Genomic DNA, 16,677 nt, shown 5'->3' with positions numbered 1-16,677 from the left:
GAGGCTCTTCAACTCACCCAATTCCGCCGGTCAATTTTCCCCAGAACCATGGCCAGCAGCAGGCCGCCGCCGAGGCCGCAGATAAACAGGTACGCGACATTAAGCAACGGAAATTGCGGGAAATCGAGATGTTGGCCGCGCAGTCCGATGATGATCAGCGCATGAAAGCCGTAGATCGCCAGTGAATGGCGGGAGATAAGCGAAAATCCCGGCAGAATACGTTCTGCGAATGCATTTTTGAACGCAATAAACAGCGCCATCGCGGAGATAAATACCAGCGGGCCGGTGTAGACGTAGAAAGTATCGGCGAAATTCTGGTTAATCAGCATCTGCCGGTAAGTCCCGCCCGCTATCGCCAGCGTGCTGAGTACGAAAACGGCCACGGCGGTCAGCGTCACGCCGGGTTTCCGAGTATCAAGCTGGCTGATGGCGCGCCCCATCAGGGCATAGAGGACGTAATAAAACGTGTCACCGCTGATGTACAAATCCAGCGGCAGAAGATGGATTTTCTGCCAGGTGAACGCCGGAAGCTGCGGGTTCGCCAGAACGCCGGTAATAATTCCGGCGATCAGTAAATATTTCCCGGAGACGGCTTTTACGTTGATCAGCGGGGAAAGTAGGTAGATGACGATAATCGCGTAGAAGAACCAAAGGTGATAAAACACCGGTTTTTCCAGAATCAGCCGCAGAGACGGCCAAAAACCAATTTTGGTCATCGTGACGATATAAATCAGCGAGACCATACTGTAGAACAAAAGGCATAAACTGACGCGTAAGAAATGACGCTTCTGCGCACTTTTCTCGCCAAAGAATAGCGCACCGGAAATCATGAAAAAGAGCGGCACACAGACGCGCGACGCCGAATTCAGCAGGTTTGCCACGGTCCATTCCGCCGTGTGTATCGCCGGGAAATTCACCACCAGCGAGGTGCTGGCGTGAATCATCACCACCATCATGCAGGCGAGCGCGCGCAGGTTATCTATCCAGCTGATTTTTTGGCTCATTACCTGCCATTTCCTTACCGTTGATGTGCTGTTTGCAGCGTAGTCACCTTTTTGGACGCAAACAAGGCAAAAGTGCCGATCTCAGATTGTGCTTAACGTGAATCAGAAGATTGCGCTACGCTCAAAAAATGGGCAAAATAACGCCCATTACTGCCTCGCTTGCGAATCCCGCCCGGACAGTCTCTTATTTTTTCGCTAATAATCAAACGATTAGCCTTACGTCTGTGAAATAAAAATATGCATAATTCTCCAAATACTGCGTCCCTTCTGGGGCGGCAGGCGCTTTTGTTCCCTCTGTGTCTGGTGCTGTTCGAGTTTGCGACCTATATCGGCAACGATATGATCCAGCCGGGCATGCTGGCCGTCGTGGCTAATTTTAATGCAGGGGAAGAGTGGGTGCCCACCTCAATGACCGCGTATCTCGCGGGCGGAATGTTCCTGCAATGGCTGCTCGGGCCGCTGTCCGACCGGCGCGGGCGTCGGCCAGTGATGCTTGCGGGCGTCAGCTTTTTCATCGTCACCTGTCTGGCGATTCTGTTCGTACAGAACATCGAACAATTTATGGTGATGCGTTTCCTTCAGGGTATCAGCCTGTGCTTTATCGGCGCGGTCGGGTATGCCGCGATACAGGAATCCTTCGAGGAATCCATCTGCATTAAGATCACGGCCATGATGGCAAACGTCGCGCTGATCGCACCACTGCTGGGCCCGCTGGCTGGTGCGGCGCTGATCCACGTTGCGCCGTGGCAGCTGATGTTTGTGATTTTCGCCGTACTGGCTGCGATTTCGCTGTGGGGATTGTGGAAATCCATGCCAGAAACCGCGTCACGCCTCGGCGAGAAGTTTTCCATGCCAAGCCTGCTGCACGATTACAAACTGGTGCTCAAAAACCGCCAGTTCCTGTGTGGCGCACTGGCGATTGGCTTTGCCAGCCTGCCGCTGCTGACGTGGATTGCGCAGTCGCCGGTGATTTTAATCAGCGGAGAAGGTTTACCGGCATACGATTACGGCCTGTTGCAGGTGCCGATTTTCGGTGCGCTGATTATCGGTAACGTCACGCTGGCGCGCCTGACCGGCAAACGGACGGTCGAATATCTGATTAAACTCGGTGCGGGCCCGATGGTCGTTGGTCTGCTGATTGCCGCTGCGGCGACGCTTTTCTCCGCCCATGCTTATCTGTGGATGACCGCCGGTCTGAGCCTGTACGCTTTCGGAATTGGTGTGGCGAACGCCGGTTTGTACCGCCTGACGCTGTTCTCCAGCGACATGAGCAAAGGCACCGTTTCCGCGGCGATGGGCGTCATCAGCATGATGATTTTCACGTTAGGGATTGAGCTGGCGAAAGTGGCTTACGTCGAAGGCGGTGCGGGGATGTTTAACCTGTTCAATCTGCTGAGCGGCCTGTCGTGGCTGGCTCTGGTGGTCGCTTTCCTGCGCAGCCGTCAGGTCGTATTGCCGCCGAACAGCGTGGTTTAAGTCATAAGAAAGCGCCAGTAACGCCGATGTGAGGGCGTTATTGGCGCCGGGAGTTTGGACCCGGACTGCACGGAAGAACCGGAGCGTACACAAAGTACGTGAGGATTCTGAGTACAGCCCGGGTTCAAAATACCAAGCAAAATAGCCGAATCAGAACAAGCCCATCGGTTTACTCGAATATGAAACGAGTAAACATTTGGTTTGCTGATAGTGATCCAACATCATCTTATGGGTTTCACGCCCGATACCGGATTGTTTGTAGCCACCGAACGCCGCATGTGCCGGATAGGCGTGGTAGCAGTTGGTCCAGACGCGACCGGCCTGAATGTTGCGCCCCATGTGATACGCCACATTGCCGTCACGGCTCCAGACGCCCGCCCCCAGCCCGTACGCCGTATCGTTGGCGATTTGCAGCGCGTCATCCATATCTTTAAACGTGGTCACCGCCAGCACCGGCCCGAAGATTTCTTCCTGGAATACCCGCATGTTGTTTTTACCCAGCAGGATAGTCGGTTGCAGGTAATAACCGTCGTTCAGCGAGCCTTCGAGTTTTTTCTTCGCGCCACCGGTCAGCACTTCCGCGCCCTCTTTCTTACCGATTTCGATGTAATCCAGAATAGTTTTCATCTGTCCGGCAGAAACCTGCGCGCCCATCTGGGTTTCGATATCCAGCGGGTTACCGGTTTTGATGGCTTCGACGCGTTTGATGGCGCGTTCCATAAAGCGTTCGTAGATGGATTCCTGCACCAGGGCACGGCTCGGGCAGGTACAAACCTCGCCCTGATTGAACGCAAACAGCGCGAAACCCTCCAGCGCTTTGTCAAAGAAGTCGTCTTCTTTGTCCATCACGTCGGCAAAGAAAATATTCGGCGATTTGCCGCCCAGTTCCAGCGTGGCCGGGATCAGGTTTTGTGCCGCGTAACCGGCAATTTGCTGGCCGACTTCGGTCGAACCGGTAAAGGCAACTTTGGCGATGCGTTTGGACGTCGCCAGATATTCGCCGATTTCGCCGCCTGAACCGTTCACCACGTTGATGACGCCCGCTGGCAGGATGTCCTGCACCAGTTCCATCAGCAACAGCACGGAAAGCGGGGTCAGTTTGGCTGGTTTGAGCACGATACAGTTACCGGCAGCCAGCGCCGGTGCCATTTTCCAGCATGCCATCAGCAGCGGGAAGTTCCACGGGATGATTTGCGCCACAACGCCCAGCGGCTCGTGGAAATGATAGGCGACCGTTTCGCTGTCGATTTCGCTGATCCCGCCTTCCTGCGCACGCACACAGGACGCGAAATAACGGAAATGGTCGATGGCCAGCGGAACGTCCGCACCGCTGGTTTCGCGGATCGGTTTCCCGTTGTCCCAGGTTTCGGCGTTCGCCAGCAACTCAATGTTTTCTTCCATCCGGTCGGCGACTTTCAGCAGTAAATTCGCCCGCTGCTGCACCGGCATTTTGCCCCAGTCGCCTTTAGCTTTGTGCGCGGCGTCCAGCGCCAGCTCAATATCATCGGTACTGGAACTGGCAACTTTGCACAGCACTTCGCCGGTCACCGGCGTCAGATTGTCGTAATACTCTTTTTTCACCGGCGCGACCCATTCACCGCCAATGAAGTTGTCGTATTGTTTTTTGAGTTTAAGCGGGAAACCGTATTCTTCCGGTTTTACGGCATGAGGATTTTTATCATAAGCCATGATCGGACTCCTTTATGCAGCAGGTTTTAGCAGAGCGCTGCATAAAGTTTAGGCAGTGGAAACTTAACCGGCGGGATGTAAAGAGAACTCTTCGAGCCGCTTCACACCTTTTTTGTCGCAAGACCCGCGTTACCACTTCCGGGTGGCGTAGTACGCGCAAAACTCTCGCGCAGGAACAGGCGTTCAACCAGTTTGATCAGCGCCGGGCGCTCAACACACCAGCCCGGCGCAATGCGGCGAAAGTTGATATAACCGAGCGAACAGGCGGTGGCGATATCGGCGACGTTAAGATGGTCAGAATTCAGCAGCATGCGGTTTTCGGCGTGTTTTTCCAGCGCGTCCAGCCCGCGCAAAAGTTTCTCCCGCTGACGTAAAATCCAGGCTTCGTTGCGTTTACCGGCTTCACGGCGGTTTTCCAGCACCAGCGCGACGGCGGCGTCTGTCACGCCATCGGCCAGCGCTTCAATTTGTTTTACCCGCAACGCTTCCAGCGGCTGCCACGGCAAAAAGGTCGGCGCGACGTTCATCAGCTCGATGTACTGCACAATTATGGGGGAATCGTAAAACACTTCGCCGTCGTCAGTGATCAGCGCGGGGACTTTGCCGAGGGGATTAAACTGGGTGATTTTGCAGCCCGCTTCGTGCGGCACGTCGTTGATGAAATCGAACGGGATACCTTTTTCCAGCAACATCACCGAAATTTTGCGCACATACGGGCTGGTATAACTGCCGATCAGTTTCATCAGAGCCTCCACGTTTTTCACCGGAACCTCTGTTAAAGCTAGCAGCCACGGCACGCTTTACCAGTAAAGACGCGACGGGCTGCCAGCTTTCAGAGTCATCCGGCGGGGAACAGGAAGGGGTTCACGCCGCTGCCAGTAAAGCCTTTATCTTCCATGCGGTCGTCGAGCAACAGCGTGGCAAGATCGTCGGCGACGGCATCGGCCTGCGGATCTTTGTCCTGATAAATCACTTTGAGATACGCGCCGCAATCATCGCAGGCTTCGGCTTTGATCGTCGCCTGCTCAGCACCGGCGGAATCTTCGCTTAAAGACCAGTAGTGAAGATTGCCCATTTCGTCGCAATTGCTGCATTTGGCGCGCACGACGTGCCATTCGCTTTCGCACAGATTGCAGTGCAGATAGCGCAGGCCGTTATTAGCACCCATCGCAATCACCGCCGAAACCGGAATGCTGCCGCACACCGGACAAAACTGGCGGCTTTCACCATAACCGGCGCGGCCAACGCCACGAAGCTGCGCAGCCATCTGCGCCCAGTACAGCGACAGCGCCGCCCAGATAAACGGCGCTTTGTCGGCAGGAACGTGTACGAAATCCTGGTTCAGTAATTGCGTCGCCATCATTTCCCGCTGAAGGCTCGGGGAATGTTCGAGGCGTTCCAGCACCCGGCTGACCGTTTCATCGGCACCCGGTTTGAGTTCCGCAATCAGCGCATCCAGCAGAACCAGCCAGTGCGGCGTTCGCGGAAACAGGCTGCAATCGAGCGGCGGTTTACCCGCGGCTTTTTGCAGTTCTTCGCTGAGGTCAATTTCCAGCGGGAATGCCGCCAGAACGCGCTGCTGCGCGTCGCAAATCGTCGCGGCAAAATTCAGATACCCGTCCAGCGGGCTGTCTTCAGCCAGTGCGCGCAAACGATCGGCGCGGCGCTGGTAAAGGTTTTTCAGATTGGCGAACAATACGGGCGGGATATTTCCCGCCGTTTTGCCGTCAGCCAGTTCGTCCTGTGGAACAATCTGTATGCTCATCCGGCCTTCCTTTCATCCTTGTCTTTTTTCAGTTGTTCGGCACGCACCTGACGATACCAGCGAGGATGATGATATTTCGCCCATGACGCCGGAACTTTGCCTTCCGTCATGGCCGTGATGGAGCCTCTCGCCCAGGTCGCCGCGTATACATGCATGATAATCACCAGAATCAACCCGATACCGGCCAGCGAATGCACCAGCAGTGCAAGGCGGATCAGCGGGATCGGGAAGTAACCGGCAAACCACGGACGCCAGATAATGACGCCGCTCGCCATCAGCAAAACCAGACAGCTGATGGCCGCCCAGAATACGCATTTCTGGCCGAAGTTATAGCGACCGGTGTCTCCGACTTCTTCATTCATCAGGACTTTATGAATATTTTTCGCCCACACGATGTCATCTTTTTCCGGCAGATTGTGCTTCCAGTAGCGGAAGAACATCCCGAGGAAGGAAACGAACATCACCACGCCGAAGAACGGATGAAGGATGCGCGCCAGTTGCGGGGTGCCGTAAACATTCATCAGCCAGTTAAATGACGGGAAGAAGAAACCAATACCGCTGAGCGCCAGCGTCACAAAACAAAAAGCGACGATCCAGTGATTGAGGCGTTCCACCAGGCTATAGCGCTGGATTAACTTCTCTTTTTTCATGGGTGTGTCTCCTCATCATTCTGTTTTTCTTCCTCTTTCTCATCTGCGTGCTCTTCTTTCACGTAGTTAGGCCCCACGCCAAGGAAGTGGAAGGCCGCCGCCGCGAAGGTCACAGCAAAACCCACGGCCGCCAGCGGTTTCCAGATGCCTTTCCAGAGCGTAACCGCCGTGCTGATGGCCGGGTCTTTTGGCAGGCCGTGGTACAGGTCGGGTTTGTCAGCGTGATGCAGCACATACATAACGTGCGTGCCGCCGACGCCCTGCGGATCGTACAAACCGGCCTGTTCAAAGCCACGCCCTTTCAGCTCGCTGACGCGTTCTGCCGCCAGATCCTGCATTTCCGTTTTGGTCCCGAAATGAATCGCACCGGTCGGGCAGGTTTTCACACAGGCAGGTTCCTGCCCGACGCTGACGCGGTCAACGCACAGCGTGCATTTGTAAGCGCGGTTATCCTGCGGGTTAATGCGCGGGATGTTGAACGGGCAACCGGCGATGCAGTAACCGCAGCCGATACAGTGTTCCGACTGAAAATCGACGATGCCGTTGGCGTACTGAAGGATTGCGCCTTCCGCCGGGCACGCTTTCAGGCAGCCCGGATCGGCGCAGTGCATGCAGCCGTCTTTGCGGATCAGCCATTCCAGCTTGCCGTTTTCTTCCACTTCCGAGAAACGCATGACCGTCCAGGATTTCGCGCTGAGATCCATCGGGTTGTCGTAAACGCCGGTGTTCACGCCGACTTCATCGCGCAGGTCGTTCCATTCGGAACAGGCGACCTGACAGCCTTTGCAGCCGATGCAGGTGGTGACGTCGATAAGCTTCGCCACTTCCTGCTGATGATCGCGGGCACGCGGCGCTGGCGTGAACCCGTTGGTTGCGGACTTACGAAGTATGTCCTGAGATTGCATTGCCATAATTCGCCTCCGTTAAACCTTTTCCACGTTAACCAGGAACGCCTTGAACTCCGGCGTTTGCGAGTTAGCGTCGCCGACTGATGGCGTCAGCGTATTAGCCAGATAACCTTTACGCGTCGCACCTTCAAAACCCCAGTGACACGGGATGCCGATGGTATCGACCTGTTTGCCGTCGATGGTCAGCGGGCGGATGCGTTTGGTCACCACGGCTTTCGCCACGATAAAACCGCGCTTCGAAGAGACTTTAATCTCATCGCCCTGGGCGATATTTTTCGAGGCAGCAAGACTTTCGCCGATCTCGATAAACTGCTCAGGCTGCGCGATGGCATTCAGCAAGGCGTGCTTGGTCCAGTGGCGGAAAAGTTCGGTGATCGAATAGGTGGTCGCGACGTACGGGAAGTCTTTCGCAGTGCCCATATTCGGTAAATCGCTGGCAAAAATGCGGGCGACCGGATTGGAAATGACGTCCGGGTGCAGCGGGTTGGTGCCAATCGGCGATTCGATCGGTTCGTAATGCTCCGGGAACGGGCCATCGGCCATTTTGTCGGTCGCAAACAAACGCCCGACGCCTTCCTGTTGCATGATGAACGGCCCGACGCCGGTGCCCGGCGCGGCGGTGCTGTAATCGGCAACGTCGAAACCGGTCCATTTCGCGCCATCCCAGCGGATGATTTCGCGTTTTGGATCCCACGGCTGGCCCTGCGGGTCAACGGAGGCGCGGTTATACAGAATGCGGCGGTTCAGCGGCCAGCTCCATGCCCAGCCGGACGTGCAGCCCAGACCGGACGGATCGGCATTATCGCGACGCGCCATCTGGTTACCGGCTTCGGTCCAGCTGCCGGCGTAAATCCAGCAGAAACTGGCGGTCGAACCGTCATTTTTCAGGTGCGCAAAGGTGGAAATCTGCTGGCCTTTTTTCGCCAGAATATTGCCCTGATCGTCGCGGATATCCGCCAGCGCTTTGCCGTTGGCTTCGCGGGCGATTTCTTCCGGCAGCGGGTCAAGCGGATCCTGATAATCCCACGCCATGTTCATCACCGGCAGCGGGTTCGCCCCGCCTTCTTTCTGGTACAGCTCGCGCAGTTTCATGAACAGACGCGCAATGATTTTGCCGTCGTGCAGCGCTTCACCCGGTGGCTCAGACGCCTGGAAGTGCCATTGCAGCCAGCGGCCGGAGTTCACGATTGAGCCGTTTTCTTCCGCAAAACAGGAAGACGGCAGGCGGAACACTTCAGTCTGAATGCCGGCGGTTTGCACGTCGTTCATCGCACCGTGGTTCTGCCAGAAGTTCGAAGACTCGGTCACCAGCGGGTCGATCACCACCATGTATTTCAGTTTTGAAAGCGCGCGCGAGGATTTGTTTTTGTCCGGGAAAGCCGCCAGCGGGTTGAAGCCCTGCACGATATACCCGTTGAGTTTGCCCTGGGTCATCAGCTCGGCCTGTTGCAGCACGTCGTAGCTTTTGTCCCATTTCGGCAACCAGTCATAACCCCAGTCGTTGTCCGCCGTGGCGTGCTCGCCCCAAAAACTTTTCATCATACTGACAAAGAAGTTTGGCGTATTTTTCCAGAAGTTAACCTGATTTTCGACCAACGTTCCCGGCGTAATTTGCTTCAGGTAATCGGTGATATTGGTTTGTTTCTCAGACGGCAGCGGCATGTAGCCCGGCAGATTGAGCGACAGCAAACCGAGATCGGTATAACCCTGAATATTCGAGTGGCCGCGCAGCGCATTGACGCCGCCGCCAGGCATGCCGATATTGCCGAGCAGCAGCTGAATCATCGCCGCACAGCGGATGATTTGCGCGCCGCCGGTGTGGTGCGTCCAACCCAGTGCGTACAGGATGGTGGAGGTTTTATCGCGCGCGCAGGTTTCCGCCAGAATCGAGCTTATCAGCAGGAAATCTTCTTTCGACGTACCGCACAGGCGTTCGACCATTTCCGGCGTATAACGGGAAACGTGCTCTTTCAGCAGATTCCAGACACAGCGCGGATCTTGTAACGTTTTGTCCTGTTTTGCGATGCCGTTTTCATCAAGCTGATAATGCCAGCTGTCTTTGTTGTAGGCTTTTTTCGTGGCGTCGAAACCGCTGAACAGCCCGTCATTAAAGGCATAATCTTCACGCACCAGCAGGCTGGCGTTGGTGTATTCCCTGACGTATTCGGTCTGGATTTTATTATGCGTAATCAGGTAGTTGATCATGCCGAGCAGGAAGGCAGTGTCGGAACCGGCGCGGATTGGCGCATAAATATCGGCTACGGCGGCGCTGCGGTTAAAGCGCGGATCGACAACAATGACTTTGGCATTATTTTTGGTTTTGGCTTCAATCACCCATTTGAATCCGACCGGATGGGCTTCCGCCGCATTACCGCCCATAATCAAAATGACGTTGGCGTTTTTGATATCCACCCAGTTGTTGGTCATCGCGCCGCGACCGAAACTCGGCGCTAAGGCGGCAACGGTCGGCCCGTGGCACAGGCGCGCCTGACAGTCGATGGCGACCATACCCATTGCGCGGGTGAATTTCTGATCCAGCAGGCCGGTTTCGTTACTCGCCGCGGACGAGCAGAGCATTCCGGTGGTCAGCCAGCGGTTGACCGTCACGTTGTTCTCATTTTTCTCAACGAAGTTGGCGTCGCGGTCATCTTTCATCAGGCGGGCAATACGGGAAATCGCCTCGTCCCAGGTGATGCGCTGCCATTTATCTGAGCCCGGCGCACGGTATTCCGGGTATCTCAGACGGCCTTCGCTGTGAATATAATCCAGCACACCGGCCCCTTTCGGGCACAACGAGCCACGACTGACCGGATGATCGGCGTCACCCTCAACGTGGAAGATATTCTCGGTGACATTTTTCGCACCGTCGCCCTGGCTGTAAATCAGCATTCCGCAGCCGACCGAACAGTACGTGCAGTTGTTGCGGGTTTCACGCGAACGGAGCAGTTTGTATTGGCGGGTTTCCGCCAGCGCCAGCGTCGGGGCGAACCCTAATAACGCGGCTGTTGTACCGGCCATTCCGCCCGCACAGATTTTGAATAATTGTCTTCTGCTGACCTGCATGAAAGACTCCTTCCCATCATTTGTTAACACATTGCTTTTCAAATTGGCGCTTTCCCCGTCAGACGCGGAAGCGGTAAAATTAAGGCTCAGTACCCATATTTTTTGTACGGCTTATGTAGCCGGATTGTTTATAAGGTTATTGCCAATGGATGTCCATCAAGTAAACGAACTGGGCGAAAAAGATGACAAAAAAGTGACTCAGATCATCGGAGCGCGCCAAAAAACGGTGATGCAGCGCGCCCGTCTGGATGCGCCTGAAGAGGACTGGATTGCTGAAGAAGTGCCCGTCGCGCTGGTCTATAACGGGATATCGCACGTGGTGATGATGGCGTCGCCAAAAGACTTCGAAGCCTTCGCGCTGGGCTTTTCGCTCTCGGAAGGCATTATCGAATCGGCCAGCGACATTTACGGAATGGACGTCGCGCAAAACTGTAACGGAATCGAGATTAATATTGAGTTATCGAGCCGCCGCTTTGCCGGGCTGAAAGAGCGCCGCCGCGCGATGGCGGGCCGTACCGGTTGCGGCGTCTGCGGCATCGAACAGCTGGGCGATCTGTTTCGCCCTCTCGCGCCGTTGCCGTTTACGCAAACCTTCGATCTGGCAAATCTGGACGCCGCGCTGCATCAGCTGAAATCCGTTCAGACCATCGGCCAGCTGACCGGCTGCACGCACGCCGCCGCGTGGATCACCCCGGAAGGCACGCTGTCGGGTGGCTGCGAAGACGTCGGCCGCCACGTCGCACTGGATAAAATGCTCGGCCTGCGCGCCAGACAAAATGACTGGAACACCGGCGCCGCGCTGGTTTCAAGCCGCGCCAGTTATGAAATGGTGCAGAAAGCCGCGATGTGCGGCGTTGAAATCCTGTTCGCCGTCTCCGCCGCCACCACGCTTGCGGTAGACGTCGCAGAAAAATGTAACCTGACGCTGGTCGGTTTCAGTAAACCCGGCCGGGCAACGGTGTATACGCATCCTCAGCGGTTGCGGTAAACTCAGCGCAGAATTTGAACAGTTCCCCTCAACAATAGTTATAAGGAAATCAAATGCGACAGCCGTACCGACTGGAAAGCATAACTCTCAGGGATGTGGGCGTATTTGAGAATACGCATTTTGATTTCCCACCGATTAAAAGCGCCGAGGCTGACGCGGAAAAGGCGGAGATTCATATCTTCACCGGCCCGAACGGCTGCGGCAAAAGTACGCTGCTGTATGCGCTGGCGGCGGTTTTTGAGGGGAGGATGTCTGATGAATTATTAATTCTTAAAAGATTTAGGAGTGATAACAGCCGGGTAGAATTTTCCTTTAATAATGATGAAGGTTCTTATCATGGTCGTCTTATCGACCAAGAATTCATACATTCAGATACCTTAGAGGCTTGGGTTGGTTCTAATCACAAAGAGATTAATGATTATCAAAAAAAGGCGATCCTTCCGTTTGATAAATTATTTACAACCACCAAATTTGCCGTGTTCTCTTATTCAGGCCAAACCACACTATCTGAAAAATTCGATAACTTTTCCTATACCGAAATTAGAGAATCTCCTTTCAAGAATGCTCTGTCTTTTAGCTCTACTGTTCGCCCAAAAACCATCTCTAATTGGATAGCAATCAACCGTTCAAATGCCGCACTCGCAATGCAAGATGGTGAATGGGAAGAAAAAAATAAATATGACTTTTCGCTTAGTAGAATCACTGACTTCATTAAATCAATTTGTGATCTCGAAATTGTATTTCGTTTAGTAAGAAAACCTCGTTCTATATCTTTAGATATAAATAGCGAGACTGTGCCTCTAAATGTTTTACCTGATGGGATGAAATCTATTATTGCCTGGGTGGCAGATCTCGCCTTACGTCTTGAGGATATACCATGGGAAGAAGATTGCGATATCTTCTCGCAACCGATCATCTTATTCCTCGACGAAGTCGATATTCATCTGCACCCGAAATGGCAGCGCCGCATTCTTCCGGCGATTCAAAAATTACTGCCCAATGCGCAGGTTTTTGTTTCCACGCATTCACCGTTTGTCGTGGGTTCAGTGGAAGATGCCTGGGTTTACCGGTTGCCCGATCCGCAGCGTCTGGTGTGCCGTGATCCGCATATTTCCGAGGTGATTACGCCGACGGAATCCGCAGGCGGGAAAAGTTATCAGGTGATTCTGGAAGAAGTGTTCGGCGTCGAAGAACAATTTGATGTTGAAACGGAAGAGTTATTAGAACAGCTCCGGCTTGCAAGAAATGGTTACTTAGCTGGCACACAGGATGACAGTGAACTGAAGAAAACGGTTGAATTGCTGTTGGCCAAAAATAGCGAAGAATTGGAAGGTATTGTCCAGATGGAAATGAGACAAGTTGCAAGGCGCAAACCTAAAGGGAATTAACATGTTAAAAATTACCAGACCGGCTTGCCCGCCGCTTTTAGCAACAAGACATGCAAAGTGGGCGGATGATTTTGTGACCGCCAGAGCTGCAAATTCTAATTCGAAATTTAGCTGGCGATCCAAAAAAAGCTATCAGCAAATGCGTGAAGCGCTTTTAGCCATGACGCTGAATCATTGCGCTTTTTGTGATGGAATCATCGGCATTGAAAGCCTGGAAACTGTTGAGCATTTTCAACCGAAAAAACATTTTCCAGCGCTGGCTTATACGTGGGGAAATTTATTCCCCTGCTGCAACCGATGCCAGGAACAGAAGGGCGAGAAGTACAATCCTTCGCTGCTAAAACCCGATGACGTTCTCTACGATTTTGAACACTTTTTTGTATGTAATGATGATGGTTCGATTGAACCCTCTGCCGCTGCAACTGTGCATGATCAGGAAAGGGCGCAAGTAACGATCGACCTTTACGGGCTAAATCTGCCTGCACGCAAAAAACAACGCCGTACTCAGCAAAAGTTATATCGCAGCGGCGCACACGATCTGTCTCTGGATGATTTGCCTTACCGGTTTTATCTTGCTGGCTGAAGAATCAATGATTGAACCCTCTAAGCACTCAGTGCCTTTAGACAATTTAGGATTGTTTGCGGTTATCTGGTTCTAAGCCCTCAATAACAGGGGCTTACGCGTAGCCTTACCAAGCGTCGGGCTTAGATAATCATTTTCAATATCATTTAATTAACTATAATGATCCGACTGATTACGCGGTGCTCACAAAGACGGTGCCGCCCTACACTATGGAGACGATGAACATGAGTTATTCACTGCCATCACTGCCTTACGCATACGACGCACTCGAACCGCATTTCGACAAAGAAACGATGGAAATCCATCACTCTAAACACCACCAGGCTTACGTTAACAACGCTAACGCCGCGCTGGAAAGCCTGCCAGAACTGGCTGCGCTGTCTGTTGAAGAGCTGATTGCCAACCTGGACAAAGTGCCTGCGGACAAGAAAGTTGCACTGCGTAACAACGCAGGTGGCCACGCTAACCACAGCCTGTTCTGGAAAGGCCTGAAAACTGGCACGACCTTACAGGGCGAACTGAAATCTGCGATCGAACGCGATTTCGGCAGCGTTGATGCTTTCAAAGAAGCTTTTGAGAAAGCAGCAGCAACCCGCTTCGGTTCCGGCTGGGCATGGCTGGTTCTGAAAGACGGCAAACTGGCTGTTGTTTCTACTGCAAACCAGGACAGCCCGCTGATGGGCGAAGCTGTTTCAGGCGTTTCCGGTTACCCGCTGCTGGGTCTGGACGTTTGGGAACACGCTTACTACCTGAAATATCAGAACAAACGCCCTGACTACATCAAAGCCTTCTGGGCTGTTGTAAACTGGGACGAAGCAGCAAAACGTCTGGCTGAAGCGAAATAACTTCGCTCTGCTGCCCTTAGCGGGCACGATGTTTTCGCAAGAGGCAGGTCGGTGACCTGCCTTTTTTATGCCTCGTTTTAATGCCCCGACTTTTATGTCCTGGCTTTTATACAAAAAACGTAAGCCTGATCACTGTGTTACAGCGAATAATCCCTTCACCTTCCGCCATTTTTAGACCGCCCTCTCATTAATCAAAAATACCCCCCGACACCTATAAAGTTTCTCTTAAGTCCTGACGATAGATTGTTCACAAAGGCGTCACAAAATCGCAAATTTTATTGCATGGAATGCTTGACGGAGAACAGCAATGGGCAACGGTACGGGTCTTTCGCAGTGGATGAGTAATCTCAAAGTCGGCACCAAACTGGGCCTCGGCTTCGGGTTGGTTCTTTTGATCGCCGCGGTGATCACCGCAGCCGGAATGATTAAGTTTAATGACATCAGCCAGCGGGCCGAGAAAGTTGATTTTAGTAATCAGATGAACGCGTTACTTAATGATGCCCGCCTCAGCCGCACGTTGTATCAGCTCAACTACGACCCTGCCTATCTCAAGCAAAATCAGGACAAAATTAATGCATTGTCGCAGCTGATTGCGCAGTCGAAAGGCAAACTGGAATGGGATGCGACCAGCCAGGCCGATCTCAATCAGGTACCGGTAAAAATCCGTGAATATCAGGTAGCGCAGGACGCCTTCAAACAGGCTGTCGACAGAAAAGATGCGGTGCGTGCGAGCTGGAACCTTTCCGAAACCGAAGCCGTCGTGAAGCGCCTGCAAGACCAGTTACGCGTCGAAGATGCCGATCCGTCGATTCGTCTTTCCCTTGCGGAAGTGATTCAGAAACTGATCAGTGTGCGTTATTACGTGCGCGGCCTGTTGCTCAGCATCAACAAGGAATCTGAGGCAACATTGTTGCAGGCCATCGACGATACGCAGACCAACGCCAAAAAACTTAACGCGCTGCTGCTGCCCAATCAGCAGGCGACGCTGGCCCCGCTGATGACCGCGCTGGCGACCTACAAAAGCCACGTTGTGGCGTACATGCCCGCCTATGAAGATGAGCAGAAAAACTCGCAACTTCTTTCCGTGAAAGCCGCCGAGATGAACGCGCTGGTATCGAAAATCTTCAAAAACGAACTGAATAATACCCACAAAGATATCAGCAATGCGCAGATGATCATGATGTTGATCACGCTGATTGTCATGCTCGCCGGTATCCTGATTGCGTGGCGTATTACCCGCCAGATTGCGCAGCCGATCCGCGATACGCTGAAAACCGCCGAAGCCATTGCACAGGGTGATCTGACCGCCGCACGCACCACCACGCGCCGTGACGAATTGGGCATGCTGATGAACGCAGTTGCGGGGATGAGCCAGAATCTCAGCACGATGATTTATGAAATCCGCTCAGGCGTCTCGCAGGTTTCCCACGCAGCAGCGGAAATCGCCGCCGGGAATACCGATTTGTCTTCACGCACCGAGCAGCAGGCCGCCGCGGTTGAAGAAACGGCCGCCAGCATGGAAGAACTGAGCGCCACGGTGAAACAGAACGCCGATAACGCCCATCACGCCAGCAAACTGGCGAGCGAAGCATCGGGCACCGCCACCCTGGGCGGCAAGCAGGTCGGCGAAGTCGTCGATACCATGCAGCAGATTTCCGGCAGTTCAAAACGCATCGCAGAAATCACCTCCGTCATCAACGGCATTGCGTTCCAGACCAATATTCTGGCGCTGAACGCCGCCGTAGAAGCCGCGCGCGCCGGTGAACAGGGCCGCGGGTTCTCGGTGGTGGCGTCCGAAGTCCGCACGCTGGCACAGCGCAGTGCGCAGGCAGCAAAAGAGATTGAAGGGCTGATTGCTGAATCGGTTGAACGTGTGAATACCGGCGCGAAGCTCGTAGAAAATACCGGGCGCACGATGCAGGACATCGTGAAATCCGTCTCGCACGTCCGCGATATTATGGGCGAAATTGCGTCGGCTTCTGACGAACAAAGCCGCGGGATCAGCCAGATTTCTCAGGCGATTGTTGAAATGGACAGCACCACTCAGCAGAACGCCGCGCTGGTTGAGCAGTCTTCGGCAGCGGCGGATTCTCTGGAAGATCAGGCCGCAACGCTGACGCAGGCGGTATCGGTATTCCGTCTGGCAGATAACGGCAACATGCTGAAAGCGCCAGCTTCCGGCGCGCTGCGCCGCCCGGTTCTGCCGGCTGTGCAGGGTAAAACCAGTCAGGATAACTGGGAAACCTTCTGATTTCCCCCCCGTCGCCCTGCGTGATTTTCGCGCGGGGCGATTCCTGATACTCCGAACCGGCAATGCA

13 protein-coding genes are annotated in these 16,677 nt (G+C 53.9%); 6 read left to right on the top strand and 7 right to left on the bottom strand.

Annotation, left to right across the window (positions count from 1 at the left end; translation table 11 throughout):
* Window positions 1-8: 8 nt before the first annotated feature.
* On the bottom strand, window positions 9-1,004 hold the full coding sequence (locus tag KWG64_RS11615; protein ID WP_218521962.1) for an acyltransferase: 996 nt from the start codon (window positions 1,002-1,004) through the stop codon (window positions 9-11).
* Between the two features lie 237 nt (window positions 1,005-1,241).
* Between KWG64_RS11615 and KWG64_RS11610 the strand changes: the two genes are divergently transcribed.
* Window positions 1,242-2,480, top strand: a complete 1,239-nt coding sequence (locus tag KWG64_RS11610; RefSeq protein WP_218521961.1) for an MFS transporter — start codon at window positions 1,242-1,244, stop codon at window positions 2,478-2,480.
* Window positions 2,481-2,630: 150 nt separating this feature from the next.
* Here the strand turns inward: KWG64_RS11610 and KWG64_RS11605 are convergent, their stop codons facing one another.
* The 6 genes from KWG64_RS11605 to fdnG form a co-directional block, all read right to left on the bottom strand.
* Window positions 2,631-4,169 carry an aldehyde dehydrogenase family protein gene (locus KWG64_RS11605; protein WP_195814923.1) on the bottom strand — a complete coding sequence of 513 codons (1,539 nt, stop codon included), beginning with the start codon at window positions 4,167-4,169 and terminating at the stop codon, window positions 2,631-2,633.
* Window positions 4,170-4,270: 101 nt separating this feature from the next.
* Window positions 4,271-4,912, bottom strand: a complete 642-nt coding sequence (locus KWG64_RS11600; protein WP_218521960.1) for a glutathione S-transferase — start codon at window positions 4,910-4,912, stop codon at window positions 4,271-4,273.
* A gap of 95 nt (window positions 4,913-5,007) precedes the next feature.
* On the bottom strand, window positions 5,008-5,934 hold the full coding sequence (fdhE, locus tag KWG64_RS11595; protein WP_218521959.1) for a formate dehydrogenase accessory protein FdhE: 927 nt from the start codon (window positions 5,932-5,934) through the stop codon (window positions 5,008-5,010).
* Window positions 5,931-6,584, bottom strand: coding sequence for a formate dehydrogenase cytochrome b556 subunit (fdoI, locus tag KWG64_RS11590; RefSeq protein WP_195814926.1), 654 nt, complete (start codon window positions 6,582-6,584; stop codon window positions 5,931-5,933). The genes fdhE and fdoI overlap by 4 nt, the downstream gene beginning before the upstream one ends.
* Window positions 6,581-7,495, bottom strand: coding sequence for a formate dehydrogenase subunit beta (gene fdxH, locus KWG64_RS11585; RefSeq protein WP_218521958.1), 915 nt, complete (start codon window positions 7,493-7,495; stop codon window positions 6,581-6,583). The genes fdoI and fdxH overlap by 4 nt, the downstream gene beginning before the upstream one ends.
* A 12-nt stretch (window positions 7,496-7,507) precedes the next feature.
* The gene (gene fdnG / locus KWG64_RS11580; RefSeq protein WP_218521957.1) at window positions 7,508-10,555 is read right to left on the bottom strand and encodes a formate dehydrogenase-N subunit alpha; all 3,048 of its coding nucleotides are present in this window, start codon (window positions 10,553-10,555) and stop codon (window positions 7,508-7,510) included.
* 145 nt (window positions 10,556-10,700) lie between these two features.
* On the opposite strand from fdnG, the gene fdhD reads away from it, so the two are divergent.
* The 5 genes from fdhD (at window position 10,701) to KWG64_RS11555 (ending at window position 16,610) form a co-directional block, all read left to right on the top strand.
* Entirely contained in the window at window positions 10,701-11,543 is an 843-nt protein-coding gene (gene fdhD, locus KWG64_RS11575; protein ID WP_218521956.1) for a formate dehydrogenase accessory sulfurtransferase FdhD, read from the top strand.
* 53 nt (window positions 11,544-11,596) lie between these two features.
* Window positions 11,597-12,931 (top strand): AAA family ATPase, encoded by a 1,335-nt coding sequence (locus KWG64_RS11570; RefSeq protein WP_218521955.1) that lies wholly within the window; start codon window positions 11,597-11,599, stop codon window positions 12,929-12,931.
* A gap of 1 nt (window position 12,932) precedes the next feature.
* The gene (locus tag KWG64_RS11565) at window positions 12,933-13,514 is read left to right on the top strand and encodes a retron system putative HNH endonuclease (protein WP_218521954.1); all 582 of its coding nucleotides are present in this window, start codon (window positions 12,933-12,935) and stop codon (window positions 13,512-13,514) included.
* A gap of 224 nt (window positions 13,515-13,738) precedes the next feature.
* Window positions 13,739-14,359 carry a superoxide dismutase [Mn] gene (gene sodA, locus KWG64_RS11560; protein WP_101077777.1) on the top strand — a complete coding sequence of 207 codons (621 nt, stop codon included), beginning with the start codon at window positions 13,739-13,741 and terminating at the stop codon, window positions 14,357-14,359.
* Between the two features lie 307 nt (window positions 14,360-14,666).
* Window positions 14,667-16,610, top strand: a complete 1,944-nt coding sequence (locus KWG64_RS11555) for a methyl-accepting chemotaxis protein (protein WP_218521953.1) — start codon at window positions 14,667-14,669, stop codon at window positions 16,608-16,610.
* The last annotated feature ends 67 nt before the right edge of the window (window positions 16,611-16,677 follow it).

It is taken from the genome of Rahnella sp. PD12R (assembly GCF_019200965.1).
Lineage (GTDB): Bacteria > Pseudomonadota > Gammaproteobacteria > Enterobacterales > Enterobacteriaceae > Rahnella > Rahnella laticis.
This window is presented reverse-complemented; position numbering and strand designations above follow the sequence as displayed.

Coding starts and splice junctions, on each gene's coding strand:
- sodA (WP_101077777.1), top strand. CDS start 13,739: ATGAGTTATTCACTGCCATCACTGCCTTACGCATACGACGCACTCGAA.
- fdnG (WP_218521957.1), bottom strand. CDS start 10,555: ATGCAGGTCAGCAGAAGACAATTATTCAAAATCTGTGCGGGCGGAATG.
- fdxH (WP_218521958.1), bottom strand. CDS start 7,495: ATGGCAATGCAATCTCAGGACATACTTCGTAAGTCCGCAACCAACGGG.
- KWG64_RS11610 (WP_218521961.1), top strand. CDS start 1,242: ATGCATAATTCTCCAAATACTGCGTCCCTTCTGGGGCGGCAGGCGCTT.
- fdhD (WP_218521956.1), top strand. CDS start 10,701: ATGGATGTCCATCAAGTAAACGAACTGGGCGAAAAAGATGACAAAAAA.
- KWG64_RS11605 (WP_195814923.1), bottom strand. CDS start 4,169: ATGGCTTATGATAAAAATCCTCATGCCGTAAAACCGGAAGAATACGGT.
- KWG64_RS11555 (WP_218521953.1), top strand. CDS start 14,667: ATGGGCAACGGTACGGGTCTTTCGCAGTGGATGAGTAATCTCAAAGTC.
- KWG64_RS11600 (WP_218521960.1), bottom strand. CDS start 4,912: ATGAAACTGATCGGCAGTTATACCAGCCCGTATGTGCGCAAAATTTCG.
- fdhE (WP_218521959.1), bottom strand. CDS start 5,934: ATGAGCATACAGATTGTTCCACAGGACGAACTGGCTGACGGCAAAACG.
- fdoI (WP_195814926.1), bottom strand. CDS start 6,584: ATGAAAAAAGAGAAGTTAATCCAGCGCTATAGCCTGGTGGAACGCCTC.
- KWG64_RS11565 (WP_218521954.1), top strand. CDS start 12,933: ATGTTAAAAATTACCAGACCGGCTTGCCCGCCGCTTTTAGCAACAAGA.
- KWG64_RS11615 (WP_218521962.1), bottom strand. CDS start 1,004: ATGAGCCAAAAAATCAGCTGGATAGATAACCTGCGCGCGCTCGCCTGC.
- KWG64_RS11570 (WP_218521955.1), top strand. CDS start 11,597: ATGCGACAGCCGTACCGACTGGAAAGCATAACTCTCAGGGATGTGGGC.